Source organism: Streptomyces sp. NPDC039609 (genome assembly GCF_055596705.1).
Map to the genome: position 1 here is coordinate 478,808 of NZ_JBVIUJ010000004.1, position 26,956 is coordinate 505,763.

Below are 26,956 nucleotides of genomic sequence, written 5' to 3' on the forward strand. Positions count from 1 at the left end.
ACCCTTGACCGCATGAGCATCGAGAACACGTCCGCCCGGGTCCTCGTCGTGGACGACGATCCGACGGTCGCCGAGGTCGTGACCGGCTACCTGGCGCGCGCCGGATTCGCCGTGGAGCACGCCGCCGATGGCACCACGGCCCTCGCGAGCGCCGGACGGGCCCGGCCCGACCTCGTGGTCCTGGACCTCATGCTGCCCGGGATGGACGGGCTGGAGGTGTGCCGCAGGCTTCGTGCCTCCGGACCGGTACCGGTGGTGATGCTCACCGCACGGGGCGACGAGGAGCACCGCATCGAGGGACTGGAGCTCGGCGCCGACGACTACGTCACCAAACCGTTCAGCCCGCGCGAACTCGTCCTGCGGGTCGAGTCCGTCCTGCGCCGCAGCCGGGGCCGCGGCACCGAGGGAACGGCGGCACCGGAGCCGGCGCTGGGCGGCGGGGGCCTGATCCTCGACCCCGGCACCCGACGGGCCTCCAAGAACGGTACGGAACTCGCCCTCACCCTCAGGGAGTTCGACCTCCTCGCCTACTTCCTGCGGCGCCCCGGCCGGGCGCACGCCAGGGGGGACCTGATGCGGGAGGTGTGGGGGTGGGACTTCGGCGACCTGTCCACCGTCACCGTCCACGTCCGCCGGCTGCGGGCCAAGATCGAGGACGACCCCGCCCGGCCGTGCTTCATCCAGACCGTGTGGGGCGTCGGATACCGCTTCGAGATGCCGGCCGGGACCGGGGAGGCGGATGCGCTGTGAAGGACCTGCTGGTCATCGCGGTCTTCGCCCTGGGCGGGGCCACCTGCGCGGGAGCGCTCGGCGCGGTCGTGCTGCGTCTGTTGCGCCACCGTTCGGTCGCCGTTTCCCTGACCGTGGTGGCCGCGGTCACGGTCACCGCGATGCTCGCGGGAACCCTTGCCGTCGCGCAGGCGATGTTCCTCTCCTCGCACGACCTGACCGTCGTCACACTGGTCGTCGCGATGGCTGCCGCCGTCTCCCTGGCGACCGCCCTGCTCCTCGGCCGCTGGGTCGTCGCCCGCAGCCACGACCTCACGCTCGCCGCACGCAACTTCGGCGACGGCGGCAGCTTCGCCGTTCCGGCCGTCCCGGCCACCGCGGAACTGGCCCTCCTCTCCCGTGAACTGGCCGCCACCAGTGCGAAGCTGGCCGCGTCACGCGAGCGGGAACGTGCCCTCGAGACCTCGCGCCGCGAACTCGTCGCGTGGATCTCGCACGACCTGCGTACCCCACTGGCAGGCCTGCGGGCCATGTCGGAGGCGCTGGAGGACGGCGTGGCCGCCGACCCTGCCCGCTACCACCGGCAGATCGGCGCCGAGGTCGAACGCCTCAACTCCATGGTCGGCGACCTCTTCGAACTGTCCCGGATCCACGCCGGGGCCCTGACCCTCACCCCCACCAGGATGTCGGTCTACGACCTGGTGGGCGACGCGCTCTCCGGCGCCGACCCGCTCGCCCACGCGCACGGCGTACGGCTCGTGGGAGACGACGTCGAACCGGTGCCGGTGGAAGTGGACGGCAAGGAGATGACCCGGGTGCTGGCCAACCTGCTGGTCAACGCCATCCGCCACACGCCCGCCGACGGCACGGTCGCCATCGCAGCCGAACGCCGTGCCCACGCCGTGGTCCTGTCGGTGACCGACGGCTGTGGCGGGATCCCCGACGAGGAACTGCCCCGGGTCTTCGACACCGGCTGGCGCGGCACCGCTGCCCGGACCCCGCCCGCCGGCGCGGGCCTCGGCCTCGCCATCGTGCGCGGCATCGTCGAAGCCCACGACGGTCGCGCCGACGTGCGGAACGTGCCGGGCGGCTGCCGCTTCGAGGTGACCCTGCCCGCCCCGACCGGCTGAGCCGGATCGGGGCGGGCAGGGGGATGGTCAGTCGGCCTCGCCGTAGCGGAGCAGCCCGTCCAGGCCGAGCATGCGCAAGGTGGCCCGTGCCTGGGGACGGGCGTGGCTGACAATCACGGGGATGCCGTGGGAGCGGGCCGTACGCAGCGCGTCGAAGAGGACCTGGGCGCCGTCGCGGGTGAGGAGAGTGACCCGAGCGAGGTCGATCTCCAGAGCGGGCGGTCCGGTGGCAAGCGCTGCGGCGAGCCGCCGGCCGGCCTGCTTGCCGGTGCGGGCGGTGATCTCCCCGCGCAGGCGGACCACGGCCCGCGGATGCCGACCGCGGTCGGCTGACCGGCTGCCGCGACGTGCGGTGCGTCCACTCCGCCAGGCGGCGCCCAGGGCAATCAGCAGTGCGACGACGGCGGCGGTCAGGCACAGAAGTCGGCCCCCCAGGGAGGCTGGAGCCGGAAGCCGAACCCGAGAGCCGCCCCAGCGGCCAGGAAGCACGCTCCAGCCGCTCAGGCCTCTATCCGCAGAACGGGGCCGTGCGGTCCGGTTTCTACGCCCTCTACGGGACACCGGACGAGGCCCGCTGCTGCGCCCGTGCGAACTCTGCCATCCCCTCGGCGAAACCCACCCGGGGCAGCCACCCCAGCTCGCGCCGCAGCCGTGCCGAATCGGCGGTGACGTGCCGGACGTCACCGAGACGGAACTCCCCAGTGACCACCGGCTCGGGACCGCTGTGGGCAGCAGACAGTGCCGAGGCCATCTCACCGATCGTGTGCGGCTCGCCCGAGCCCGTGTTGTACGCGGTGAACGAGCCTGCCGCGCGGCCGCCCGCCGCCTCCAGCGCTACCGCATTGGCCGCCGCCACGTCCCGTACGTGCACGAAGTCCCGTCGCTGGGCGCCGTCCTCGAAGACACGAGGTGCCTCGCCCCTGGCGAGCGAGGACCGGAAGAAGGACGCCACCCCGGCGTAGAAGGTGTCCCGGGGCATGCCGGGGCCGTACACGTTGTGATAGCGCAGCGACACGGCGTGCCCGCCGGTGGAGCGTGCCCAGGCAGCCGCCAGGTGCTCCTGCGTCAGCTTCGTCGTGGCGTACACGTTGCGCGGATCCACCGGGGCGTCCTCGTCCACCAGGCCGGGGACCAGTTCCGCCCCGCACACCGGGCAGAGCGGTTCGAACCGCCCCGCCTCCAGATCCGCGACCGCGCGCGGACCGGGCCGAACGACGCCGTCCCGCGGACAGTCGTACCGGCCCTCCCCGTAGACCACCATCGACCCCGCCAGCACCAGCCGGTTCACCCCGGCCTCCGCCATCCCGGCCAGCAGCACGGCCATCCCCAGGTCGTTGCAGCCGACGTAGGCGGGCGCGTCCGCGAAGTCCTTCCCCAGCCCGACCATCGCCGCCTGATGGCACACCGCGTCCACGCCCCGCAGCGCCGCGCGCACCGCTTCCGCGTCCCGGACGTCCGCCAGGACCATCTCGGCACCCGGCAGGTCGGGCGGCCCGGGGTGAGCGGTCGGCAGCAGCGCGTCCAGGACCACGGGCTCGTGGCCGCGCTCGGTCAATGCCGTGACGATGTGCGCGCCGATGAACCCCGCGCCTCCGGTGACAAGTACTCGCATGCCCTGGACGCTACGGAACCCGACCGTCGGAACGCCCGCTCCACGCCCGGACGTAAGACTTCCGTCATCGGATGGTGAACGAGCCCGCTCCCCGCGCTGCCCCGCCGGCTGACCGCCGCGGCCGCGCTCACCGCCCTGGAGGGGCTGGCGCTCGCGGACGTAAGGGTTTCGTCATCACCTCGCGCATAGTGCCCCGACCCCGCTGCGGCGTTGAATGGCCGTGACACACCAGTGAGGGGAAGGAACGGTCGTGACACGACGTACGGGACGGCGCGGCGGGCTCCTGGCCACGGCTCTGATCGCGGCGCTTGTGCTGCTGGGCGCGGGCCTGTACTGGTTCCAGCCCTGGAAGCTGTGGCAGGACGAGACGGTCCGTGAGGCCCTGCCGACGGCCGGGCCCGCCGCCCCGGCCCCCGGCTTCGGTGCATCGGCTACGCCCTCGCCGTCCTCGGCCGCCGGCAGGGCGACGCCGAGCGCTCCGTCAGCCCCGCGGACCCTCGCACGCGGCTCGCTGATCAGCCACGAGCACACCACCACGGGCACGGCGGCACTCGTCCGCCTCCCGGACGGCTCCCACACCCTGCGCCTGGACAACCTCGACACCAGCAACGGCCCCGACCTGCGCGTCTGGCTCACCGACGCACCGGTGAAGGAGGGGACGGCCGGCTGGCGTGTCTTCGACGACGGGAAGTACGTGAGCCTCGGCAAGCTCAAGGGCAACAAGGGCGACCAGAACTACATGATCCCCTCAGCCGTGAACCTCGCCGACTACAGCAGCGTCACCATCTGGTGCGACCGCTTCGACGTCTCCTTCGGTGCGGCGCAGCTGCAGAGCGTCTGATCCTGCGCCCGGATCACGTGCCGGGCGCGCTGAGCTTGCGGACCTGTTCGTCGTACTCGGCGAGCAGTTGGGTCAGCTGGCCGATGGATTCCTCGGGTACGTCGGCAGGGGAGGACTCCACGACGTATCGCGCCGCGGCGGTGAGCGCGGCCAGCTCGTAGGCGTGGAAAGTGCCGCGCAACACCGTAGGCCGGAGTCTCTCCAGCTCCATCAGGAAGCCTTGGACCGCACGTAGTCGGTGACCTGCGTCAGCTCCTCGGCGAACTGGTCGTAGTCCTCCTGCATGCCGTTGATGTAGGCGCTCCACCCCAGGCTGGCCTTGGCGTAGTGGACGGCCTCCTGGATCTCCTCGTCCGTGGCCCCGAAGAGTTTCGCCGCCTCTGTGTGGAAGAGGCTGCAGTAGTGGCACTTGGTCTCGGAGTGCAGCCCCACGCCGATGAGTTCCTTGTACTTGTTCGGGATGAGGGTTTCCCCGAGTTCGATCCGCTTGAAGATCTCCCACTCCGGACCGAGCAACTCGGTCGGTATGCGGGAGAAGAAGTGCGGAACCAGGCCGAGCGTTTCCTTGATGTCGGCCTCGATCTCAGCACGGTTGACGGTGGCAGCCATGGTCTTGCCCTTCTCCGCATGACGATCCGGTGGGCGTGCTCGCCGGATCGGGCAGCGGGAGTCAGGCGTGCGCCTTGGCGTCGGCGTCGAAGGGCCTGAATCTCGTTCCTGCAACCGGACACCGGACCCTGTACCCAGCTTAGGCCGCGTGCTGAGCCCTGTCCGCTCGGCGGAACGGGCGCCGTCCCGGTGTCTCAGGGTTCCTCGTCCCGTGGCACCCTGGTCCCCGCGTCAAGAAGGCGTCATGAGCGCCGGGATCAGGGGGAATGGTGGCGGGAGCGGAAGCTGCGGAAGTGGAGCTGGCGGCGTACGCCCGGATGTTGCGGGACGCCTGTGCCACGGGACGCCTGCTCACCCGCGCCGAGCGTGACGCGCGCAGGGCCGAGGGGGAGCGGGCCGCGGGGACGGGAACAGGTCTCCGCGGTCTGATACGCGAGCACCTGGTCGTCGCCCGGGAGGTCTTGGCGCAGTTGCCCACCGACAGGGCCAAGCCCCTGTTGGCCACGGTCGAACAGGCGGTGGACGCGTTCGCCGAGGGCTACGAGCGTGCCCAGCAGCAGGCAGTACGGCAGGAAGAGGCCGCGCGGCGGGAGTTCATCGACGACCTCCTTTACGGGGGTAGCGACCTGGGGCGGCTCGTGGAGCGGGCCGAGCGGTTCGGACTGCGTCTGTCGCAGGCGCACGCGGTGGCCGTCGCCACCGGCCCGGAGCCCTACGGCGACGGTTTCCCCGTCGCCCGGGGCATCGAGGAAGCCATGCTGGCGAGGTTCGGCAACCGCAGGATCCTGCTCGCGACGAAGGACGGCCGACTGATCTGTGTGGCTCCCGGCGACCAGCCCGACGTCCTGGGGTACTTCGCCAAGCAGGCCTACGGAGCCACCGACGGAGGCCAGGTGGCCATCGGCCGCTCCCATCAGGGGGCCGGAGGAGTGGTCCACTCGTACGAGGAGGCCCTCAACGCCCTTGACCTCGCCGCGCGCCTGGAGATCGACAGTCCGGTGCTGTACGCGGCCGACCTCCTCGTCTACCCCGTCCTGACCCGGGACCGGCAGGCCATGGCCGACCTGGTCGAGAGCGTACTCGGCCCGCTCCAGCAGGCCCGGGGCGGTGCACAGCCCCTGATCGACACTCTCCACGCCTACTTCGACAGCGGCTGCGTGGCGACCGAAGCAGCCCGTCGGCTTTCGCTCAGCGTGCGCGCGTTCACCTATCGGCTGGAACGGATCCACACTCTCACCCAGGCCGACCCGACCGACCCGCAGCACCGCTACACACTGCAGGCCGCTTCGATCGGTGCCCGTCTGCTCCCTTGGCCGGGTATCCCGGGCTGAGCGGTAGCGGGGGACCGGTGAACGAATCCGAAGTCCCGCGGATTTGCTCTCGCTGTGGTCACCCCACCGCGGCCGACCTGCCCGCCGGGCACAGGCGCTGAGGCGCGAGCTCCTGCCCGCTTCTGCGCACGTCGGGCAGGTCGGCCGCAGTCTCGTTCGTGCTCCTCGCCCTTTCAGCCGTTCGGCTCGTCCGTTGCGGTGAGGGAGGCGATGAGGAGGCCTGCGAGTACGGCCCACGCTGCGGTGACAGGACCCGTCGTGACCCAGCCGATGAACCCGAGCAGCAGGGCGGCAAGGGCTCCGGCGGCGAGCGCGCGCCGGTCGGTCAGGAAGGCCCACTGCCGGCGTCCGCTCCCGGGCACGCGGAGCTCCGCGACAGCCGTCCTGATCACCCAGGCGGCCAGGATGACCGTGATGCTGAGCAGGGTGACCGCCATGCCGCCTCCGGGGTGATCAGTTGCCGTTGGCCCCGGCCGGTGCAGCCTGGGTGCGCTGGTAGATGTCGGGGATGCCGTCGGCGTCGTCGTCGGCGTTCTCTTCCTCGTACAGGCGCCGGTAGAGGGTGTTCCGACGGCGCAGGAGTACGGCCGCGAGTACGGCGGCGGTGACGGACGCGATGAGGCCGGCTGCCTTGACGTGCTCGCCGACGGCTGCGCCCGGGAAGGCGAGTTCACCGATGAGCAGGGCGACGGTGAAGCCGATTCCGGCGAGGACGGACAGCCCCAGGACGTCGGCCCAGGCGAGGTCGGGGTTGAGCTCGGCCTTGGTGAAGCGGGCGGCGAGGTAGGTGCCGACGAAGATGCCGAGGACCTTGCCGACGACGAGTCCGATGACGACTCCGAGCGGTTCGGGGCTGGTGAACACCTCGGCCAGGGCGGGGCCGGAGATGCTGACGCCGGCGGCGAAGAGGGCGAAGAGGGGGACCGCGACCCCGGCGGAGAAGGGGTGCATGACGTGCGAGACCCGGGAGGCGGGGGAGACCTCTTCACCCTTGTCGCGGGTGGTACGCAGGATCAGGCCCATGGCGACGCCGGCGACAGTGGCGTGGACGCCCCCGTTGTACATCAGCGCCCAGATCGCGATGCCGAGCGGCACGTACCACCACCAGCCGCGGATCCGGTAGCGCTGGAGAAGGTAGAAGACGGCGAGTCCGGCGAACGCTCCGCCGAGCGCCCAGAGGTTCAGGTCGCTGGTGAAGAAGATCGCGATGATCAGGATGGCGCCGAGGTCGTCGACGACGGCGAGGGTGAGGAGGAACGCGCGCAGGGCTGCCGGCAGGTGCGTGGAGATGACGGCGAGGACCGCGAGGGCGAAGGCGATGTCGGTGGCCATGGGCACGGCCCAGCCGTCCAGGCTGCCGCCCCCTGCCCAGGCGGTGGCGGCGTACAGAGCGGCGGGCACGGCCATGCCGCAGACCGCGGCGATCACGGGCAGGGCCGCGGTGGCGGGGGTACGCAGCTCACCGACGACGAGCTCACGTTTGAGCTCGATGCCCGCGACGAGGAAGAAGATCGCGAGGAGGCCGTCGGCGGTCCAGTGCCCGACGGAGAGGTCCAGGCCCAGCGCGGGTATGCCGAAATGGAAATCGCGGATGGCCGCGTACGCACCGCTCCACGGGGTGTTGGCCCAGACCAGCGCGATGACGGCGGCTGCGAGGAGGACCAGGCCGCCCACGGTCTCCGTGCGCAGGGCCGAGGCGATGGCCTGGCGTTCGGGCCAGGGCACGAGTCCGAACACGATGCGCGGGCGCGGGCTGCTCATGAGGGTGGCCTTCCGGGGCGTCAGCGGGAAAAGAGCGCACAGCCCCTATCGCCGACCAGACTTCCCGGCACACCCCGCGCCACTCGTTGAGGAGAAACGAGCTCCTTGACGCGTTCTTTACACCCTATCTGCGATCCCCGGATCTCACCAGAGGGGTTCTCACCTGCTGAAACACAAAAGGAGCGGGTCCGTACACACCAAGGCGCGAGGTGTGTACGGACCCGCTCAGGAGCCGGGCCGCCGGGGGAACGGTCAGACGGTGGTCTTCACCGGCTCCTGGTCTTCGTCTTCGTCTGCTTCGGTTTCCTGGTCGCGGCGGCGGACGAAGTCGAGGAAGGTGTTCAGCTCGCGCTTGACGACGGGGGCGAGCAGGTAGAGGCCGATGATGTTGATGACGGCGAGCATGAAGAGCACCGCGTCGGCCATGTCGATCAGGGTCTGCAGCGTCAGCAGGGAGCCGGCCACCGCGAACAGGGTGTACATGACCTTGAAGGTGAGCTCGCTGCCCTTGCTGCGGCCGAAGAGGTGGGTCCAGGCCTTCATGCAGTAGTAGCCCCAGGTCAGAACCGTGGAGATGGCGAACAGCATGACCGCGATGGTCAGGATGTACGGGAACCAGGGCAGGACGGTGGCGAAGGCGTCGGAGGTGATGGTCACGCCGCCGATGGAATCGCCCTTGCGGGCTTCGCCCCAGCTGGCCGGGTTGGCGATGACGATGGTCAGCGCGGTCATGGTGCAGATGACGACCGTGTCGATGAACGGCTCCAGCAGGGCGACCAGGCCCTCGCTGGCGGGGTGCTTGGTCGTGACCGCGGAGTGCGCGATCGGGGCGGAGCCGAGACCGGCCTCGTTGGAGAACGCGGCCCGCTTGAAGCCGATGATCAGCGCACCCAGGACACCGCCGGCGACACCCTGAGGGTTGAAGGCGCCCTCGATGATCGACGAGATCGCGGACGGGACTGCGGAAACGTTGACCAGGATGACGACCGGGCAGGCCGCGATGTAGATGCCGGCCATCGCCGGGACGAGCCGGCTGGTGACGGAGGCGATGGAGCGGATGCCGCCGAGGAGCACGATGCCGACGATCGCGGCGATCAGGATGCCGAAGAACAGGGCGCCGGCGGAGGAGCCCATCATGCCGTTTTCGCCGCCGGTGACGGAGACCAGCTGGGCGTAGGACTGGTTGACCTGGAAGAGGTTGCCGCCGAAGAGGCCGAAGAAGAGGATCATCGCGGAGGCGAGGACCGCCAGGACCTTGCCGAGGGTCTTGCCGCGGGCGCCGAAGCGCTCGGCCAGGCCCTTGGGCAGGTAGTGCATCGGGCCGCCGGAGACGGTTCCGTCGGCGTGCACCTCGCGGTACTTCACGCCCAGGGTCACCTCGACGAACTTCGTCGCCATGCCCAGCAGGCCGCAGAGGATCATCCAGAACGTCGCGCCCGGGCCGCCGATGGAGACGGCGACGGCGACACCGGCGATGTTGCCGAGGCCCACGGTGCCGGAGACGGCCGCGGTCAGGGCCTGGAAGTGGTTGACCTCACCGGTCGACCCCTTCTCGTCGTACTTGCCGCGCACCACGTCCACCGCGAGGCGGAACTTGCGTATCTGGACCAGTCCGAACCAGCCGGAGAAGACCAGACCGGCCACGACCAGCCAGGCGACGATCAGCGGCAGTTGGGTACCGCCCACCGGGACGGAGTAGAAGACGATGTCCCCGAGCCACTTGGCGATGGGCTCGAAGAATCCGCTGACGGCGTCGTCCACGGAGGTGGTGATGGTGTCGAGTGACATCTGGCTTTACCTCGATGCCATAACCGGCGCAGTGCGGTGCGTCGGTATGAGTGCGGGCTTTGAGCGAACGCTGGTCCCAATCTCCACCCTCGGCCTGGGCGACATCGCACCCGCCGAAGGGTGGCTGCGCATCCTTGCCCCCGTGGAGGCCATCGTCGGCTTCGCCCTGCTCAGCGCCACGGTGGCCTGGACCCTCGGCATCTACCCCGCCCTCGCCCGGCGCCGGGCCCTCGCCCTTCGGCTCTCGCACCTTGCCCGTACCCATCCTTCGACGGAGCAGATCGACGCCGACGCGGGCGCAACCATTCTCGACGGCCTGGCCGGTGCCGTCTCCGTGGTGTCCGTCGACTTCCAGCAGTACGCCGAGTCCTACTACTTCCACGACGGGGACGACCGCACCTCCCTCGCCCGCCAGATCACCTCGGCCCTGAATCTGGCGGACCGGGCGGCGAGCGCCCGTCACCCGGACGTCCGGCTCTCCGCCGCAGTGCTGCGGGCAGCGCTGGACGACCTGGCGGCCATCCTCGACGAACGCTTTCTGCACACCGGCGGCACGGCGCGCGAGGTCTTCGAGTCCTTCGCGAGTGATCACGGCCGTCACGCCGCGGGTTGCGGCTGACGGGCGCGTCGCCTCGGCACGGGGGCACCGGTGCTGGACGTGCTGCTCGGTTCGACGAGTGAAGCCGGGGCGCGGTCAGAGGGGAGAGGTCGGAGCGGTTTGCTCCAGGCGTGCGCCCAGGGTGGCTGCGAAGTCCTCGGCGCGGGAGAGCTGGACGCGCAGCTTCTCGACCTGCTCGGCAGTGGCCCTCTCGTAGCCGCGGACCCGTTCCAGCAAGGCTTCGCGTTCGTCCGGGTCGAGATCACCGTCGGCGTCGAGCCGGTCGGTGGCCTCCAGCAGGTCGCCCATCTGGTCCAAGGTGAAGCCGAGCGGCTTCATCCGCCGGATGACCACGAGCCGGGCGACGTCGGACTCGGTGTAGAGGCGGAAGCCACCCCGGGAGCGGGCCGAGGGGACGACCAGGCCCGTCTCCTCGTAGTGCCGGATCGTCCGCAGGGACAGCCCTGTCCGCGTGGCGACCTCGCCGATCTGCATGTGCCTGTCGTCCACGCCGGTGATCCTCTGGTCCTTGGCCTTGTGGCGGGCCGAGTGCCCCACGGCCCCGCCGATCTCTACTCTAACGTCAGGGTAGAGTTGCTGATGCGTGGGTGGCCCGTGACCTCCCGCGCTTGCCGTGTCGGGGCCTGTGGCGCCCCCGGCGAAGATCCGATCCTTGCAGGAGCGAGTGTGCGCGAGAGTACGACACCCAGCGCCGTCGCCTGTCCACCGTGATGCTTCACCCGTGGATGTGAGCTGCCCGGCCGCGCCCCTGCGCAGGCCCGCCACCTTCGCCTCTCCGTCTGTCCGGCCCCCAGGTTCGCGGGCCGTCCGCGGGATGCCGGCCCGGCCCTCCCGCTTCCTCCCTCACATCCCGGACCTGCGTGCAGCCGGGTGTGCCCGAGCACGACAGGTTCCCGACCCTTGTCTTCTGCTTCCCCGACGTTCCCTGCCGGGCGCCTGCGCGCTCTTCGCCCCGACTGGCTCGACGATCCCAAGGTATGGCGTACCGAGATCCTGGCCGGCCTCGTCGTCGCGCTCGCGCTGATCCCCGAGGCCATCTCGTTCTCGATCATCGCCGGAGTCGACCCGGCGATCGGCCTGTTCGCGTCGTTCACCATGGCCGTGACCATCGCGATCGTGGGCGGTCGGCGGGCCATGATCTCCGCAGCGACCGGTGCGGTCGCCCTGGTGATCGCACCGCTGAACCGGGAGCACGGTCTGGGGTACCTGGTCGCCGCCGTCATCCTCGCCGGTGTGTTCCAGGTACTCCTCGGCGCCCTCGGGGTGGCGAGGCTGATGCGGTTCATCCCCCGCTCGGTGATGGTCGGCTTCGTCAACTCCCTGGCCGTCCTGGTCTTCATGGCCCAGGTGCCCGAACTGCGGAACGTGCCCTGGGCCGTCTACCCGCTCGTCGTTGCCGGCCTCGCGCTGATGGTGTTCTTCCCCAAGGTCACCACCGTGGTCCCGGCACCTCTCGTGTCGATCGTGATCCTCACCGTCGTCACGCTCGCCGCAGGCATCGCGGTCCCGACCGTGGGTGACAAGGGGGCCCTGCCCTCGTCGCTGCCGGTGCCGGGCTTGCCGGACGTACCGTTCACGCTGGACACCCTCACGACGATCGCTCCATACGCCTTCGCCATGGCGCTGGTCGGCCTGATGGAATCGCTGATGACCGCCAAACTGGTCGACGAGATCACGGACACGCATTCCAACAAGACCCGCGAGTCCATCGGCCAGGGTATCGCGAACGTCGTCACCGGGTTCTTCGGGGGTATGGGCGGATGCGCGATGATCGGCCAGACGATGATCAACGTGAGGGTCTCCGGCGCGCGAACCCGCCTCTCGACATTCCTGGCCGGTGCGTTCCTGATGGTGCTGTGCATCGTCTTCGGCCCCGTCGTCTCCGACATACCCATGGGGGCGCTGGTCGCCGTCATGGTCATGGTGTCGTTCGCCACCTTCGACTGGCACTCCGTCGCCCCGAAGACTCTGAAGCGGATGCCGGCGGGGGAGATCACCGTCATGCTGATCACGGTCGCCGTGGTGGTCGCCACTCACAACCTCGCCGTCGGCGTCGTCACCGGTTCGATCACCGCCATGGTCATCTTCGCCAAGCGCGTCGCCAGGCTCGCCGACGTCACCGCCGTCACCGACCCCGATGGCACGACGGTCGTCTACCGGGTCACCGGGGAACTGTTCTTCGCCTCGTCCAACGACCTCGTCGGCCGGTTCGACTACGCCACCGATCCCGCCAAGGTCGTCATCGACCTCTCCGGCGCCCACATCTGGGACGCCTCCTCCGTGGCGACCCTCGACGCCGTCCAGACCAAGTACGCCCAGCGCGGCAAGACGGTCGAGATCACCGGCCTCAACGCCCCCAGCGCCGACCTCCACAGCAAGCTCACCGGAGAACTCGCCGCCGGCCACTGACCGGCTTGCTTTCGCACGGGAGCCGCCTCAGGGGTTCCTCGGGGCAACCGCCTCCGGCGCCATGGGGTCGATGCCCACAGCCGCGAGCTCGGTGGTGAGAGCGGCTCGGCCGGGGCCTGCCCAGCGTGGCGATCGTCGCGAGGGCCGGGCTCGTCGCACGACCGTCCCCGCCACCGCTGCGCGACCCCCTCGGCCGGCCGGTACCGCGGGCACGGCATGCTGGTCCGATGATCGATCCTTCGACACGCCAACTCCCCGACATGCCAGGCAGAATGGTCGTCTGCGGGGACGACGGGCTGGCCCGGCGACTGGCTGCCGAGCTTCAGGACGTCTACCGCGAGCCCGTGACCCTGGTGGTGCCCGCCGCGCGAGAGCCGCAGCCGGCCGTTGGCCGACGGACGGGCCGCGGCCTCGGGCTGCTCGCCCGGGTACCGGTGGCGCAGCCGCGACGGGCGGCCGCGGTGCAATGGCCTTCGTATGGGTCCTCTATGCGTCCGAGCATCACTCCACGCAGGAGATCGCCGACCGGATCGGCGAGCGATTGCGCCTGAAGGGACACCATGTGGAAATCCAGGCGCTGCGTGCGTCCTCCGACGGGCCGTGGCGCTCGCCGAGCGACGCGCTTGTGCTGGGCAGCGCGGTCCACGACGGCGCTTGGCTGCCGGCGGCGGAAGGCTTCGTCAGGAACAACGCTGATCGCTTGGGCGATCAGCCGACATGGATGTTCAGCGTCGGCATGACCGCGGCCTTGCGCGGGCCGTTGCGCACGCTTGCCGAACGCATGGTGCAGCCGCGTATTGCTGCTCTCGTCGAGGTCGTCCGTCCTCGGGACCACGGGCGCTTCTCGGGCGTGATCCGGCGTGAGCACCTCGACCGGAAGGGTGCCTTGTTGTTTCGGTTTCTCGGCTGCCGGTACGGGGACCACCGGGATTGGGAGGCGATCGACGCCTGGGCGGACGACATCGCCCGGGAGCTCGACACGTGACGAGCCAGGGTTGGTTCGGTGGGCCGTCCTGGGCTGCTCGTCATTCGGTGACGCGGACCGCGAGCGCCGGTCTGATGGCGGCCGCGCGCCGGGCCGGCCCGATCGTGGCCAGGAGCGACGCGGCGAAGGTGGCTGCCGCCAGGCCGCCGATACTCGTCCATTCGACCGGGAAGCCTCCTTCGAGGCCCTCGAATGCGGCGCTGTTGCTGTACATCAGCCAGGTGGTGAGCACGCCCAGCAGTGAGCCGAGCACTATTCCTTCCACGGCGATGAAGGTGCTCTCCAGCAGGAAGGATCGTTGGACGGTCCGCGCACGGAAGCCGAGGGCCCGCAGGATGCCTATGGTGCGGCGGCGTTCACGTACGGCTCGGACCATGACGACTCCGAGGCCGGTGATGCCCACGCCGAGGCCCAGGGCGAGGAAGCCCTGCATGAGGCGGAAGAAGGCGGTGCTGGAGTCGAACTGTTGGCGGATGTCCGACTCGATGGGCGTGGCGACCAGGCTGGACGAGAGCTGCTCGCCCTGTAGTTGGGTCGCCAGGGCGTCGGGAGAGGTTCCGGGGCTGGTTCTCACCAGCGCGGAGGCGTTCTGTGCCTGGGCGCCGAAGAGCTCGCGCGCCGCCTGCTCGCTCAACACCACGGGGTACGTGGTCGAACTGGCGCCGGTGCCCGGGTAGAAGACCAACCCGTTGCTGAGCACACCGGCGATGACCTTCTGCTCGCTGCGGCCCGTCCGGGGATCCGTCAGGTTGAGGGTGTCGCCGGGGTCGTAGTAGTCGCCGGCCGGTCCGCCGGTGCTGCCGAAGAAGCCGTCGAGCACGACGTAGCGGGGGTCGGAGGCGAGAGCACGCCATACCGTGGCGTCGTCGGCCAGGCCGGGCAGCCGCTCCCGGAACGTGATGCCGGTGATTGCCCCGTCCGGCACGCCGACGACGGCGGTGTCCAGCGGTTGAGGGCTGCGACGTCCCGGATCGGTGGCCCGCCCCGTGGCGTTGAGGAGCGGTGTCACGGCGGCGATCCCGGCGGCCGACGGGCCGCCCCGCAGATCGGAGACGAGGCGGTCGCCGGCGACCTGGGGGTTGTAGTCCAGCCGCAGGGAGTATCCGGCGGTGGCGTCGGCGACGACTCCGTCGACTCCGGCGCGCAGAGTGCCCGAGATCTCCGTCAGGAGTACGAGGACGAAGACGATCAGGGTGTACATCACCAGCGTCGCGCCGGTCCTGAATCGCTTGGCCAAGGGGTACGCGACCGCGAGGCGCGCCGCGAGGCCGCCTTCCGTCGGGCGCTGGAGGAGTCGCCGTACGGGCCGAAGCAGCGTCTTCTGGTTGTCACTGACGAGCACCACCGCGGAGAACGCGGCCAGGGCGCCCTGGATGACGTACACGGACATGGAGGGCGTGTCGAAGATCCGGGGGCGTATGACGGGTGCCAGGAGCGTCCAGGCGAGAACGACTCCCGCGACCAGAGTGGTGACCGTGTGACGGGGGAGGACGCGCAGCAGTGCCGGAGTCGCGAAGGCGAGCGCGAGCGCCGGCATGAGGTACGTCGCGTCGGGCTGGCTGCGCGCCACGGCCGGGACGGCCACGAGCGCGCACAGGACAGCCAGGGTGGTGGAGACCGCGAGCAGTCGGCGGCGTGGCCCTTGTCCGGGCGTGGCGGGGAGGTCGCGGATCGCGGCGATGATGTTGAACCTGCTGATGCGCACGCTGGTCGCGACGATCGCGGCGAAGGCGATGAGCAGGCCCAAGGCCAGGCCGTTGAGGATGCTGGTGGGGGTGACGGCGAACGCGATGCGGATGCTGCTGCCGCCGACCGACCAGCCCTGGAAGATCTGCGCCGCCACCACGGCGACGCCCCAGCCGACGGCGACCCCGATGGCCACGCCCGGCAACGCGGACAGCAACGCGTACGTCGCCCCTTCGAGGGTGAAGGACCCGACCAGCCGCGAGCGCTTCATCCCCACGGCCCGCACCATGCCCATCTGGGACTTCCGCTCCTCGCCGAGCATCACGAAGATGTTCACCAGCAGCAGGGCGCCCGCGATGATGCTGAAACTGCCGATCATGAGGAACAGGGCTCCGAGGGAGTCCCCGGCCTGCTTGGCGTCCCGCAGGACCGTGTGCTTCGGCGTCTCGATCGCCGTCTGGCCGGCGAGCGGACCCAGAGCCTGCCGGATGTCGGCGGTCACCCGGTCGGTCAGGGCTTCGCCGCTTTCGACGCCGCCTCGATTGGACACGAAGGTGACCGAGCGCGGCTCCACGCCGGCGCGCCGGGCGGCGGAGTCCAGGGCCTCCGGTGGCAGGAACACGTCGCGGTTCAACCTGCCGCCCAGGCCCACACCGGCCAGACCCTGCTCCGGCACCACGCGCTCGACCCTGTACGTCTGCGGTGTCCCGAACAGATACACCGTGACGGGATCACCGGCTCCCACGCTCAGGGACCGGGCCAGCGGCTCGTTGACGACGACCTGGCCGGGCTTCGGGTTCGGTCCGCCGAGACCGGAGTCGCCACCGGGTGCGCCGAAGCGCGACGCCTCGTCGAAGTCCATCTGCCAGGCCAGGACGCGCGGTTCGGCGGCCGTGCGGTCGTCGGCGGTGCTGACGGCCGATGCCTGGGTGGCCTGGGCGTTCAGGACTCCGTCGACGTCGGGATCGCCCGCCAGGGCGGCCAGCCGCTCGGTGACGGCGCGCCCGGTCGGCCCGGGGGGTGCGACGACGCGCTCGTCCACCGGCCCCAGGGTTCGGTACGCCTCCTGTCGTACGGAGAAGTTCAGTGTGTCGCCTACGACCAGCGCTCCGATGACGATGGCCGTTCCGAGCATCGATCCGCCGATCACCAGCGCTGCCTCGGTGCGCCGTCGGGCGACCTGCCGAAAGGCCAGCCGCCGTGACACCGGCTGCCGGACGGCGACCAGCACCAACGCCATGAGGGCCAGCGCGAGGGCGGCGAGCAGCGGGATGAGGAGGTTCGGGTACATGGTCAGCCCATGGGGATGTCGCGGATCGCGGCCGGGGCGGTGACGGTCTGGCGGACGTCGTCGACCAGTTGCCCGTCGCGCATCCGGATCAGTCGGGGGACGCGGGCGCCGATGGCGCTGTCATGGGTGACCAGGACGATCGTCTGGCCCTCGTCCTCGTTGAGCTCGCACAGCAGGTCCATGATCTGGTCGGCCATCGCGCTGTCGAGGTTGCCGGTGGGTTCGTCCGCCCAGACGATGGCGGGCCGTCCGGCCAGGGCGCGGGCGATGGTCACCCGCTGCTGTTCACCGCCGGACATCTCGCTCGGCCGGTGCTCGACCCGGTGGCCGAGGCCCACCCGGTCGAGCATGTCCAGCGCCCTGCCACGCGCTTCACGCGGCCGGGTGCCCACGAGCAGCAGGGGCAGTTCGACGTTCTCCACCGCGGAGAAGACCGGTATGAGGTTGAACGCCTGGAAGACGAAACCCATGGTGTGGGCCCGGTGCTCCGTGCGCGCCGCGTCCGACATGGCGAACAGGTCGTGGCCGTCGACCTCCACCCGACCTCCGTCGATGTCGTCGAGCCCCGACAGACAGTTCAACAGCGTGGTCTTTCCGGAACCGGACGGTCCCATGACCCCCACCATCTCCCCGTGGCGCACGAGGAGATCCAGGTCGATCAGGGCCGTGACCTCCACGGAGCCCGTTCGGTAGATCTTGCGTACCCCGGTGGCGACAAGGAGCGCCTGGTCGGTGTTCATGCTTTTCATACCAACCCCCGGAAGGAACGGGAGGCTACGGCCATCCAGGCCCAGAAGAGGGGCCGAAGGGCCCAATCGTCGGGTCACCGCCAGGCCCGCTCGGGCGGCTTCGCCGCCGCGGTCAGGCATCCGTGGTCGCTCCGGCGCGTCGCCGGACGGCGGTGGCTGCCAGGACTCCCGCGCCCGTCGCGGTGACGGCGAGGAGGACGAACCCCCACGTGTAGTCGTGCGCGACGCTGTCGACCGCGCCCATCACGAGGGGTGGGAAGAAGCCTCCGAGACCGCCCGCCGCCCCGACCACACCCGTCACCGAGCCGACCCGCTCGGCCGGAACCAGACGTGCGACCAGCGCGAAGACCGCCCCGGACCCGGCACCCAGGCCGGCGGCCATGCCGAAGAAGGCCGCCGTTCCCACGGGGACCAGTTCCGCCTCGAACGCCGCGACCAGGGCGCACACCGAAACGAGCCCGTACGAGACCGTCAGTACGGGTACGGGATGGGTACGGTCCGACAGCCAGCCGCCCACGGGCCGCATCGCCACTGCGAGCACGACGAATCCCGCGGTCCTCAGCGCCGCGTCGGAGCGGCCGAGCTCGTAGGCCCGGGTGAGATAGGTCGGAAGGTAGACGCTGAACGCGACGAACCCGCCGAAGGAGACGGCGTACAGGAACGCCAGCTGCCAGGTGGCCGGCGTACGCACGGCCAGGGCGGTGCGCGAGAACAGCGACCCGGCAGCCGTCGCCCGCCCCGGCCTGTCGCGCAGCAGGAACCAGGCCACTCCGGCGTACACCGCGAGGCCGACGGCCACGAGATCGAAGGGGAAGGCACGACCGACGGCGTCGGCGAGCTGGACGGTGGTGAACGCCGACAGGGCCGTGCCCCCGGTGCCGATACCGAAGATCCCGAGGGCGACGCCCCGCCGTGCGGGTGGGTACCAGGCATTGACGAACGGCACACCGACGGCGAAGGCCGTTCCCCCCAGCCCGAGGAGGAAGCCGCCCGCGAGCACCTCGGCCAACGAGTCGGCCAGGTGACCCAGGTACAACACGGGGAGGATCGTCAGGGCCGCGACGAGGGGGAAGACTCGCCGTGCCCCCCAGCGGTCCGTCAGCGCCCCCGCCGGAATCCGGCCGAGCGCGCCGACCACGACCGGAACGGCGACCACCAGCGACTGCTCGAAGGAGCTGAGGTCGAGGTCGTCCCGCAGCCGTGGGCCGAGGGGGGCCAGCAGCGCCCACGCCCAGAAGCAAAGCGTGAACCCGATGGTGGCAAGGAGCAGCATGTGCCACGGTTGCGGCGTATCCGCGACCGGCCGGCTCCCCGTGTTCCGGACCATGGTGGCCTCCCGGCAGTGATCCGCGTGGACGGCGTGAGCCGTGCTGTTCCCCACTCTCCGGCCGCCGGGCCCCCGGCTCCAGGGGCTACTCGTTCCCCTTCCGTGACCGTCCGGCCCCCGGTCAGGGGCCGGTCGGCCCTGTGCGGGGGCGTTCTGGCGGGCACGGTGGGAGTGGCGGACGGGCCGGAGGCAGGGGAGTCCCTCTCCTGCGGGCCAGGCCGCCGGGAGTGTGAGTGGCGATGATGTTCTGGTACGGCGACGGCATGAACGGATGGGGCTGGTTCGCCATGTCGGCCGGGATGGTGCTGTTCTGGGGCCTTCTCATCACCATCGCGGTGATGCTCTTCCGCACACTGGACCGCGCCGCGGAACGGCCTCGGGGTTTCGGCCCCGCCACCTCGGCCGAGCAGATCCTGGGCGAGCGACTGGCGCGCGGTGAGATCGACGAGAAGGAGTACCGTCGGCGCCTGGCCGCCCTGCGCAACGCGAAACCGTGAAGCCCGTGACCGGCCGGGATGCGGGCGGGGGCGCGGCCGGTCACCCTGGGAGCATGACCGGTCGGATGCCCGAGGAGCCGGGCCCACGCCCCGACGCGCTCCGTGAGCTGACCGAACGGCACGGACACCGCGGGGGGCTGTTGCCGGCCGCGCTGGAGCGCGCCAGGTCGGGTACTGCGGAAGGGCCCGAGGCATGGGCGCCCCGAGTCGCAGAGGCAGTCGGACTGCCGGCCGTCGCAGGGCTCGGCCCCGCCACCTTCTTCGCCGATCTCGCCGCCCCGCGCGGCGAGCGGCATGTGCGGGTGTGCACCGCGACGGCGTGCTTCGCCGCGCGGGGTGGTGAGCATCTGGCAGAGGTCGAACGCGCTCTGGGAGTGGTGGCAGGCACGGTCGACGAGGCGGGTTCGACCTCGCTGCAGACCGTGCACTGCCTCGGCTACTGCTACGCGGGCCCTGCCGCCCTCGACGGCACCCTGCCCCGTATGGGCCCGGACCTTGCCGACCAACTCGGCGGGCGGACGGAACCACGCGCGCCGGGCATCCCCGCGGCCGACACCACCGGGGCGCCCGTCCTGCTCGCCGGGATCGTGGGAGGGCAGCCCGCCTGGGACGTCTGGCGCGGGGTGGTGGCCGGGCTGCGGCCCGAGGACGTACAGGAGGAGATCGTAGCCTCGGGACTGCGGGGGCGAGGCGGCGCCGGATTCCCGGTGGCCGACAAGTGGGCCGCAGCGGCGGGAAAGCCGGACACGGTCGTCGTCGCCAACGGGGACGAGGGCGACCCGGGCTCGTACGCCGACCGGCTGCTCATGGAGGAGGACCCCGAGCGCGTCCTCACGGGACTCGCCCTGGCCTGCTTCGCCTGCGGCGCCCGACGCGGGACCGTCCTCGTGCGCTCCGAATATCCGAAAGCCATGGCCCGGTTGCGCCGGGCGGTGGAGCGCGCGATGGAGGCGGGGGACCTGGCCCCCTCGGTCGAGGGGGCCGGTCCGCAGCCGTTCGTCGAGATCGTCGAAGGAGCCGGTTCCTATGTCGCCGGCGAGGAGACCGCCCTCATCGCCCGCCTGGAAGGCGCTCGCGGCTGTGCGCGCCCTCGGCCCCCGTACCCCACGGACCACGGCCTCTGGGACGCGCCGACGGTGGTCAACAACGTGGAGACCCTGGCGGCCGTGCCCTGGATCGTCGCCCACGGCGGAGCGTCCTACGCACGACGTGGCGTACCGGACGAGACCGGCACCAAACTGGTCTGCCTGTCCGAGCGCTTCGCCCGGCCCGGGGCCTACGAGGTCGAGCTCGGCACTCCTGTGGGCGAGATCGTCACCGGGTTCGGGGGCGGCCTCAAGGACGGCCACGAGCTCGTCGCCCTCCAGATCGGCGGGCCCCTCGGCGGCTTCCTCGCCGGGCACACACTCGACGTCCCGCTCACCACGGCAGCGCTCGCCGAGCACGGCGCCACGCTCGGTCACGCCGGCATGGTCGCCTTCGACGCCGACACCGATCCAAACGAACTCCTTCGGCACGTCTGGGAGTTCGCCGCCGACGAGAGCTGCGGAGCCTGCTCGCCCTGCCGGGTCGGCACCCGGCGAGGGCTCGAACTCGCGCAGGGCCGGCGCGGGCCGGGGGAGACCTACGAACGACTGGCGCGGCTGATGAGCGAGGCCAGTCTCTGCGCCTTCGGCCGCCGCGTTCCCGCTGCCGTCCGCAGCCTGGCCCGCGCCTACGGGCCGGCCCTGGAAGGGTGGGACCGATGACCCGGCTCCAGGTCGACGGCGTGGCGGTCGAACTGCCCGCCGGGTCCTCACTGCTCGACGCGGTACGTGCCGCCGGATCCCAACTGCCCACCCTCTGCCACGACGACCGTCTCCGGCCGGTCGGCTCCTGCCGGACCTGCCTGGTCCGCGCCGACGGGCGGACGGTCGCCGCATGCGTCACGCCCGCGACGTCGGGCCTCACCGTGGACACCGCCGACGAGGGCGTACGGAACCTGCGCCGGGAGGCGGTCGCCCTGATCGCCTCGGCGCTCCCACCGCACGCGCTCGCCGACAGCGCGCACAGTGAACTGGCCGAGACGTGCCGGACCTTGGGGATCCCGGCGGACACGGCAGCCGGTGATCCCACGCGCGGGCGGGACGAGAGTCACCCGTACGTCCATCTCGACCGGGACCTGTGCATCGCGTGCGGGCGCTGCGTCCGGATGTGCTCCGACGTCCAGGGAACCTTCGCGCTCACCCTCACCGGCCGCGGGGCCGACACGGTCGTCGCCCCGGGAACCGGCGGCCCCTGGGCCGACTCCGACTGCGTGTCCTGCGGAGGCTGCGTCGACACGTGCCCCACCGGGGCGATCACCCAGCCCGGACCCGGTGAGGGCCTCACCTCGCGACAGGCCCCCGCCGACCGCGTACGCACCACCTGCGGCTACTGCGGCGTCGGCTGCGCCCTCGACGTCGTCGTCCGTGAGGACCGTGTCGCCGCCGTGCTTCCCGCCCGGGACGGGCCGGTCAACCGGGGCCACGCCTGCGTCAAGGGGCGTTTCGCGTACGGATACCTCAGCTCCGCCGAACGTCTCACCGAGCCCCTGATCCGGGAGAACGGCGAACTGCGACCGGCGACCTGGGACGAGGCGGTGACCCGGATCGCCGACGGCCTGCGCGCGGCCGTCCTCGACGGCGGACCCGACTCGGTTGCCGCGATCTCCTCCGCCCGTGCCACCAACGAGGAGAACTACCTCGTCCAGAAGTTCCTGCGGACCGTCATCGGCACCAACAACGTCGACAACTGCTCCCGCCTCTGCCACGCCCCGTCAGCCGCAGGACTCACCGCCTCCTTCGGACGCGCCGGCGGCACCGACCCCTTCGACGACGTCGAGACCGCCGACTGCCTCCTGGTCGTCGGCGCCAATCCCGTCGAAGCCCACCCCGTCGTCGGTGCCCGCCTCCTCCAGCGGGCGCTCGCAGGGGCCTCCCTGATCGTGGCCGACCCCCGTGCCGTGGGCCTCGCGCGCCATGCCGACGTGCACCTGCGTCCGCGCCCCGGTACGAACGTCGCCCTCTTCCACGGCCTCGCGCACGTCCTCGTCGACGAAGGCATGACCGATTCGGGCTTCCTCCGCGATCGCGCGACCGGACTGGACGAACTCTCCGACCTGCTGGCCGACTACCCGCCCGAGCGGGTAGCCGAGATCACCGGTGTCCCTGCCGACGACATCAGGAAGGCTGCCCGGCTCTACGGCCGCGCGGAGCGGCCGGCCGTCCTGTACGGACTCGGCGTCACCGAGCACCTGCACGGCACCGACGGCGTACGGACCCTGGCGAACCTCCCCATCCTGCGCGGCGCCGTCGGCGCAACCGGCCGCGGGTTCGGCATCAGCCCCCTGCGCGGCCAGAACAACGTCCAGGGCGCCTCCGACATGGGCGCCTTGCCCGACCTGCTTCCGGGCTACGGCCGTGTCACCGACCCGGAGGCCCGCGCTCGCGCCGAGGCGGTGTGGGGCCGGGCGGTACCCGAGCGGGCCGGCATGCGCATCCCCGAGATGTTCGCGGCCGCTCGGGAGGGACGGCTGCGGGCGCTGTGGATCATCGGAGAGGACGTGTGCGCGACCGATCCCGACAGCCGGCGGGTCGCGGAGGCCCTCGACGCCTGCCCGCTCGTCGTGGTCAACGAGCTCTTCCTCGGCGATACCGCCCACCGCGCCGATGTCGTCCTGCCCGTGGCCTCCTGGCTGGAGAAGGACGGGACCTTCGTCAACTTCGACCGCCGCTTCCAGCGCGTACGACCAGCGGTGGCTCCGCCCGGCACGGCACGCTCCGACTTCGAGGTCGTGCATGCCGTAGCCGAAGCCCTCGGTGCCGACCTGCACTGCCCCACCCCAGCGGCGGCTCTCGCGGAGTGCGGACGTGTGACACCCCTCTTCGCCGGTCTCTCACATGAGCGGATCGACCAGGAGGGTGCAGTTCCCTGGCCCTGCCCCGCGCCGGACCGGCCGGGCGAACGCACTTTGTACGCCGACGAGTTCGCCACGCCCGACGGGCGCGCCCACCTGTCGGCGGCCCCCTACCTGCCGCCCGGCGAGGAACCGGACCAGGACTATCCGCTGGTGCTCGTCACGGGGCGCCGATGGGCCCACTACAACTCCGGGAGCATGACCCGGCGCGGCGGCAACCTTCTTCTCGACGCGTCCGACCGCCTGGACCTCAACCCGGAGGACGCCGCCCGGTTCGGTGTCCGGGACGGCACCCCGGTCAGTGTCGAGAGCCGCCATGGACAGGCGCGACTCGTCGCCCGCGTTGGGACGGAACTCGCTCCTGGGCAGGTCTTCTGCGCGTTCCACTTCCCGGCCAGCGGCGTCAACTCCCTCACCTCGGAGCACGCCGACACCGTGACCTCATGTCCGGAGTACAAGGTCACGGCGGTACGGCTGCGTCCGGCTGCGTCTGACGACTGATCGGCACCGATCAGTCGTGGGGAACGAGGGCCACGGGCACCGGGCTGTGATGCAGGACGGCGTGGGCCACGCTGCCGATGTGCGCGCCGAGCTTCGAACGGCGGGTACGCCGCCCCACCACCATGAGGGAGGCTTCCCGGGCGACCGCCACCAGTTCGAGTCCGGCCGATCCGACCGCCACGCGGGCGACCGCCTCGACGTCGGGATACTTCGCCCGCCAGGGTTCCAGCATCACCTCCACCGAACGCTTGATCTCCGGCACCATGGAAAGCCTGAAATCCGGGACCATTGCGGGCCCCATTCCCGCGTGCAGCGGGAGCTGCTGGACGTACACGACGAGGACCTGGGTGTGCCGTCGCGCGGCTTCCTCGAAGGCGAAGCCCAGCACGGAGTCCACGGGCTGCCGCACGTCGGCCCCGACCACGACGGGGCCCCGTGGAGTGCTCGCCGCGCCGGCGGCCCTCACCAGTACGACGGGTCGCTCGACGGCACCGGCGACCGTCAGGCCCACTGAGCCGATGAGGTAGCCGGCCACGCTGCCGAGCGCCCGGGAGCCGAGGACCAGCAGCTCACCCTCCTCGGCCGCGGCGACGAGACCCGGAACGGGGCTGGAGGGCAGCACCTGGGAGGTCACGGACAGGCCGCGATGGCGCTCGCGCAGTTCACCGGCGGTGCGGGCCATCATCTCCCTGACCCACGGCTCCTCGGACTCCCACTCCACGAGAGACAGAGCGGACCCCGGTACCGGTTCCTTCGCATACACCAGATGCACGTCTGTGCCGCGCAGCAGCGCCTCCTCGGCCGCCCACTCCGCAGCTGCCTCGGCCTGCGCCGTGCCGTCCAGGCCGACCACGATGCTCCGCGTCATGATCGTTCACCTCCTCGATCGGTGTCATCGACGTCGTACGTGAGACGGGTGCAGGAGACCGAGACCACGCCGTCCACGGTCGCGCACATGCGCTCGATCGCCGATGCCATGCCCCGGAAGGGCAGCCTCCCGCCGAGCTCCACCCGCCCGTCGTGCACTTCGACGGCGAGGGAGGTCGGTTCGAGACGCAGCGTGTCACCGAGCACGTCCTCGACGATCTCCCGGCGGATGTCCTCGTCCTCGCGGAGGAAGATGCCCAAGAGGTCGCGGCGGCTCACGATGCCCACCAAGCGGTCCTCGTCGTCGACGACGACGAGCCGCTTGACCCCCTGAACCTCCATCAGCCGGGCTGCCTCCGTCACGGTCCAGTCGGGCCGGGCGCACACGGCGGGTGCGGTCATCAGCTCCTCGGCCCGCGTCCCCTCGGCCTTCGCCCGCTCCCACGCCTCCAGGGCCGGAACGGCCGGCAGGTCACCCGGTGCGGCGGCTTGGTCAGCGGTCTTGCGCAGCAGATCCCCTTCCGACACCACCCCGACCACCCGGCCCTCGCCGTCCACCACGGGAACAGCAGTCACTTGGCGTTGCGAGAGTGTGCGGGCGATCTCCTTGAACGGGGCGTCGCCGCGGACGCTCACCACCTCACGGGTCATCAGTCGGCCGATCCTTCGGTGACGCATCATTCGCTCCTTCCCTTTGCGGATGCACTGGCCTCGCCCATCAGGCGAGCGGCGCAGCCGTCCCAGGTGTGGAGGGCCGGATAGTCGTCCTCGGTGAGTTCCGTCCCGCTGAGTTCGGCGAGGGCCTCGACGAATTCGAGGAAGTCCAGCGAATCCATCTCGAACGTGTCCCGCAGGGACGCCTCAGGATCGAGCCCGGTGAAGTCGGCACCGGGGACGACGCGCTGGAGCGCCTGCCGGACGAACGTCCTTGCCTGGTCGTGGTTCACAGCTCCTCCGGTTGTTGCAGGAGTCGGTCCAGGGCGGTCAGGAGACGCGCGCCGGTGGCTCCGTCGGCCGCGCGGTGATCGGCGGACAGCGTCGCCGTCAGCACGGGACGTACTCCCAACAGCCCATCCACGGCGACCGGCCGCTCGACGATCCGGCCGAGGCCGACGAGCGCGACCTGCGGCGGGTAGACGACACCGAACACGGCCTCGACGCCCTGGTCGCCGAGGTTCGTGACGGTGATACTGGGGTCGGCGGTCTCGGACGCTCGGAGGCGGCCGCCCCGTGCCCGTGCCACCAGGTCCTTGAGCGCGGCCATGACCTCGGCCACGGAGAGTGTGTCGGCGTGGGCGAGGGCGGGTGCGACGAGGCCGCCGCCCCGCAGGGAGACCGCGACGCCCAGCCGTACCTCGTCCGCCGGAACGAAGCGGTCGTCGATCCAGTGCCCGTTGAGCTCGGGTACCTTCCGTGCCGCCAGCGAGACGGCCTTGAACGTGAGTGCTGCGGGCACCAGGCGGGCAGACAGGCGCAGTTCGCGGTTGCGGGCGTGCATCCACTCCAGGGCCGCTGCCATGTCCACCGTCGTGGAGAGGTAGAAGTGCGGGATCTCCCGCTTGGATCGGCTCATGAGCCGGGCGGTGGCCGTCCGAGCCGTTTCCGGGACGGCCGGGCGCGGTGTGCCCTCGGCGGTTGCGGCGGAACGGACGTCCTCCGCACGGACGGTGCCACCCCGACCCGTGCCGGTCACCTCGGCGAGGTCGACGCTGAGTTCCGTGGCCAGCCGCCGTGCGAGCGGTGAGGACTTCACTCGCAGCGGAGCGCGACGCCCCCTGGTCGAGTCGTCGCCGCGCACCGGCTTCGCCGACCGTGTCGCCGGCGAGGTTTTGTCGCGTGTTGGTGTTGGTGTTGGTGTTGGTGCTGATGCTGGTTCCGGTTCCGCGTGCTCCACGTCCGCACGTGTGATCCTGCCTCCCGGGCCCGAGCCATGGACGGCGGCGAGGTCGACGTGCCGGTCCTGGGCGAGTCGGCGGACCAGGGGCGTCGACGGCGGCGGGGTTTCGGTGGGCAAGACTTCGGCGGGCGGGCTTTCGGTCGGGCGGCTTTCAGTATTCGTGCCTATGCGTGCCAGCGGGGTGCCTACCGGCACGGTGGTGCCCTCGTCGACGAGGAGGGCGTCGACCGTACCGCTCTGGAAGCACTCCACCTCGATCGCGGACTTGTCGGTCTCGACCACTGCGATGACGTCGCCCCGCGTCACCTGGTCACCAGGGTGCACCAGCCACTCGGAGAGCGTGCCCTCGTCCATGTCGGCGCCGAGCGACGGCATCGTGAACTCGGCCAT

Annotated in this window: 25 protein-coding genes; 10 read left to right on the forward strand and 15 right to left on the reverse strand. The window is 71.1% G+C overall.

The window, feature by feature from the left end:
- Nucleotides 1–12: 12 nt before the first annotated feature.
- Together ACZ561_RS14390 and ACZ561_RS14395 are read left to right on the forward strand one after the other, a co-directional pair.
- Complete coding sequence (locus ACZ561_RS14390) at nucleotides 13–750, forward strand: response regulator transcription factor (RefSeq protein WP_470993990.1); 738 nt, start codon at nucleotides 13–15, stop codon at nucleotides 748–750.
- Nucleotides 747–1,859, forward strand: a complete 1,113-nt coding sequence (locus ACZ561_RS14395; RefSeq protein WP_470993994.1) for a sensor histidine kinase — start codon at nucleotides 747–749, stop codon at nucleotides 1,857–1,859. Before ACZ561_RS14390 ends, ACZ561_RS14395 begins: the two co-directional genes overlap by 4 nt.
- Nucleotides 1,860–1,886: 27 nt before the next feature.
- Here ACZ561_RS14395 and ACZ561_RS14400 read toward each other — a convergent pair whose 3' ends face one another.
- Both ACZ561_RS14400 and ACZ561_RS14405 read right to left on the reverse strand, forming a co-directional pair.
- Complete coding sequence (locus ACZ561_RS14400; RefSeq protein WP_470993997.1) at nucleotides 1,887–2,162, reverse strand: STAS domain-containing protein; 276 nt, start codon at nucleotides 2,160–2,162, stop codon at nucleotides 1,887–1,889.
- Between the two features lie 247 nt (nucleotides 2,163–2,409).
- Nucleotides 2,410–3,471: an NAD-dependent epimerase/dehydratase family protein gene (locus tag ACZ561_RS14405; RefSeq protein ID WP_470993999.1), complete on the reverse strand. Its 1,062-nt coding sequence runs from the start codon at nucleotides 3,469–3,471 to the stop codon at nucleotides 2,410–2,412.
- A 250-nt stretch (nucleotides 3,472–3,721) separates the two neighbouring features.
- Between ACZ561_RS14405 and ACZ561_RS14410 the strand changes: the two genes are divergently transcribed.
- A complete protein-coding gene (locus tag ACZ561_RS14410; RefSeq protein ID WP_470994002.1) occupies nucleotides 3,722–4,312 on the forward strand; it encodes a DM13 domain-containing protein in 591 nt (196 codons plus the stop codon).
- Between the two features lie 13 nt (nucleotides 4,313–4,325).
- On the opposite strand, the gene ACZ561_RS14415 is transcribed toward ACZ561_RS14410, so the two are convergent.
- Nucleotides 4,326–4,523, reverse strand: coding sequence for a hypothetical protein (locus tag ACZ561_RS14415; protein WP_470994005.1), 198 nt, complete (start codon nucleotides 4,521–4,523; stop codon nucleotides 4,326–4,328).
- The gene (locus ACZ561_RS14420) at nucleotides 4,523–4,921 is read right to left on the reverse strand and encodes a carboxymuconolactone decarboxylase family protein (protein ID WP_381621274.1); all 399 of its coding nucleotides are present in this window, start codon (nucleotides 4,919–4,921) and stop codon (nucleotides 4,523–4,525) included. The genes ACZ561_RS14415 and ACZ561_RS14420 overlap by 1 nt, the downstream gene beginning before the upstream one ends.
- 266 nt (nucleotides 4,922–5,187) lie before the next feature.
- Here ACZ561_RS14420 and ACZ561_RS14425 point away from each other — a divergent pair, with 266 nt between their 5' ends.
- Complete coding sequence (locus ACZ561_RS14425; RefSeq protein WP_470994010.1) at nucleotides 5,188–6,252, forward strand: PucR family transcriptional regulator; 1,065 nt, start codon at nucleotides 5,188–5,190, stop codon at nucleotides 6,250–6,252.
- Between the two features lie 173 nt (nucleotides 6,253–6,425).
- On the opposite strand, the gene ACZ561_RS14430 is transcribed toward ACZ561_RS14425, so the two are convergent.
- The 3 genes from ACZ561_RS14430 to ACZ561_RS14440 form a co-directional block, all read right to left on the reverse strand.
- Nucleotides 6,426–6,689, reverse strand: coding sequence for a hypothetical protein (locus ACZ561_RS14430; RefSeq protein WP_470994012.1), 264 nt, complete (start codon nucleotides 6,687–6,689; stop codon nucleotides 6,426–6,428).
- 16 nt (nucleotides 6,690–6,705) lie between these two features.
- Nucleotides 6,706–8,013 carry a Na+/H+ antiporter NhaA gene (gene nhaA / locus ACZ561_RS14435; RefSeq protein ID WP_470994015.1) on the reverse strand — a complete coding sequence of 436 codons (1,308 nt, stop codon included), beginning with the start codon at nucleotides 8,011–8,013 and terminating at the stop codon, nucleotides 6,706–6,708.
- Between the two features lie 252 nt (nucleotides 8,014–8,265).
- Nucleotides 8,266–9,801, reverse strand: coding sequence for an alanine/glycine:cation symporter family protein (locus ACZ561_RS14440; protein WP_470994017.1), 1,536 nt, complete (start codon nucleotides 9,799–9,801; stop codon nucleotides 8,266–8,268).
- A 46-nt stretch (nucleotides 9,802–9,847) separates the two neighbouring features.
- Between ACZ561_RS14440 and ACZ561_RS14445 the strand changes: the two genes are divergently transcribed.
- A complete protein-coding gene (locus tag ACZ561_RS14445) occupies nucleotides 9,848–10,420 on the forward strand; it encodes an ion channel (RefSeq protein ID WP_470994019.1) in 573 nt (190 codons plus the stop codon).
- 75 nt (nucleotides 10,421–10,495) lie between these two features.
- Here the strand turns inward: ACZ561_RS14445 and ACZ561_RS14450 are convergent, their stop codons facing one another.
- Nucleotides 10,496–10,909, reverse strand: a complete 414-nt coding sequence (locus ACZ561_RS14450) for a MerR family transcriptional regulator (RefSeq protein WP_470994022.1) — start codon at nucleotides 10,907–10,909, stop codon at nucleotides 10,496–10,498.
- 411 nt (nucleotides 10,910–11,320) lie between these two features.
- Between ACZ561_RS14450 and ACZ561_RS14455 the strand changes: the two genes are divergently transcribed.
- Nucleotides 11,321–12,829: a SulP family inorganic anion transporter gene (locus tag ACZ561_RS14455; RefSeq protein ID WP_470994025.1), complete on the forward strand. Its 1,509-nt coding sequence runs from the start codon at nucleotides 11,321–11,323 to the stop codon at nucleotides 12,827–12,829.
- 466 nt (nucleotides 12,830–13,295) lie between these two features.
- Nucleotides 13,296–13,814, forward strand: coding sequence for a flavodoxin domain-containing protein (locus tag ACZ561_RS14460; protein ID WP_470994027.1), 519 nt, complete (start codon nucleotides 13,296–13,298; stop codon nucleotides 13,812–13,814).
- 40 nt (nucleotides 13,815–13,854) lie between these two features.
- On the opposite strand, the gene ACZ561_RS14465 is transcribed toward ACZ561_RS14460, so the two are convergent.
- The 3 genes from ACZ561_RS14465 to ACZ561_RS14475 form a co-directional block, all read right to left on the reverse strand.
- The gene (locus ACZ561_RS14465) at nucleotides 13,855–16,791 is read right to left on the reverse strand and encodes an FtsX-like permease family protein (RefSeq protein WP_470994030.1); all 2,937 of its coding nucleotides are present in this window, start codon (nucleotides 16,789–16,791) and stop codon (nucleotides 13,855–13,857) included.
- Nucleotides 16,792–16,793: 2 nt separating this feature from the next.
- Entirely contained in the window at nucleotides 16,794–17,531 is a 738-nt protein-coding gene (locus ACZ561_RS14470) for an ABC transporter ATP-binding protein (RefSeq protein WP_470994032.1), read from the reverse strand.
- A gap of 121 nt (nucleotides 17,532–17,652) precedes the next feature.
- Nucleotides 17,653–18,813: an MFS transporter gene (locus tag ACZ561_RS14475; RefSeq protein ID WP_470994034.1), complete on the reverse strand. Its 1,161-nt coding sequence runs from the start codon at nucleotides 18,811–18,813 to the stop codon at nucleotides 17,653–17,655.
- A 293-nt stretch (nucleotides 18,814–19,106) separates the two neighbouring features.
- Here ACZ561_RS14475 and ACZ561_RS14480 point away from each other — a divergent pair, with 293 nt between their 5' ends.
- The 3 genes from ACZ561_RS14480 to fdhF are packed head-to-tail and all read left to right on the forward strand — an operon-like array spanning nucleotide 19,107 to nucleotide 23,802.
- Nucleotides 19,107–19,364, forward strand: coding sequence for an SHOCT domain-containing protein (locus tag ACZ561_RS14480; RefSeq protein ID WP_470994445.1), 258 nt, complete (start codon nucleotides 19,107–19,109; stop codon nucleotides 19,362–19,364).
- A gap of 53 nt (nucleotides 19,365–19,417) precedes the next feature.
- A complete protein-coding gene (locus ACZ561_RS14485; RefSeq protein WP_470994037.1) occupies nucleotides 19,418–21,112 on the forward strand; it encodes an NADH-ubiquinone oxidoreductase-F iron-sulfur binding region domain-containing protein in 1,695 nt (564 codons plus the stop codon).
- Nucleotides 21,109–23,802 carry a formate dehydrogenase subunit alpha gene (gene fdhF / locus ACZ561_RS14490; protein WP_470994039.1) on the forward strand — a complete coding sequence of 898 codons (2,694 nt, stop codon included), beginning with the start codon at nucleotides 21,109–21,111 and terminating at the stop codon, nucleotides 23,800–23,802. The genes ACZ561_RS14485 and fdhF overlap by 4 nt, the downstream gene beginning before the upstream one ends.
- A 10-nt stretch (nucleotides 23,803–23,812) precedes the next feature.
- Here the strand turns inward: fdhF and ACZ561_RS14495 are convergent, their stop codons facing one another.
- Genes ACZ561_RS14495 through ACZ561_RS14510 form a run of 4 tightly spaced genes read right to left on the reverse strand, consistent with a single transcriptional unit; the run spans nucleotide 23,813 to nucleotide 26,956 of the window.
- Entirely contained in the window at nucleotides 23,813–24,670 is an 858-nt protein-coding gene (locus ACZ561_RS14495) for a universal stress protein (protein WP_361666549.1), read from the reverse strand.
- Complete coding sequence (locus ACZ561_RS14500; protein ID WP_470994447.1) at nucleotides 24,667–25,347, reverse strand: CBS domain-containing protein; 681 nt, start codon at nucleotides 25,345–25,347, stop codon at nucleotides 24,667–24,669. The genes ACZ561_RS14495 and ACZ561_RS14500 overlap by 4 nt, the downstream gene beginning before the upstream one ends.
- Nucleotides 25,347–25,616, reverse strand: coding sequence for an acyl carrier protein (locus ACZ561_RS14505; RefSeq protein WP_470994043.1), 270 nt, complete (start codon nucleotides 25,614–25,616; stop codon nucleotides 25,347–25,349). Before ACZ561_RS14505 ends, ACZ561_RS14500 begins: the two co-directional genes overlap by 1 nt.
- Nucleotides 25,613–26,956, reverse strand: a complete 1,344-nt coding sequence (locus tag ACZ561_RS14510) for a 2-oxo acid dehydrogenase subunit E2 (RefSeq protein ID WP_470994046.1) — start codon at nucleotides 26,954–26,956, stop codon at nucleotides 25,613–25,615. Before ACZ561_RS14510 ends, ACZ561_RS14505 begins: the two co-directional genes overlap by 4 nt.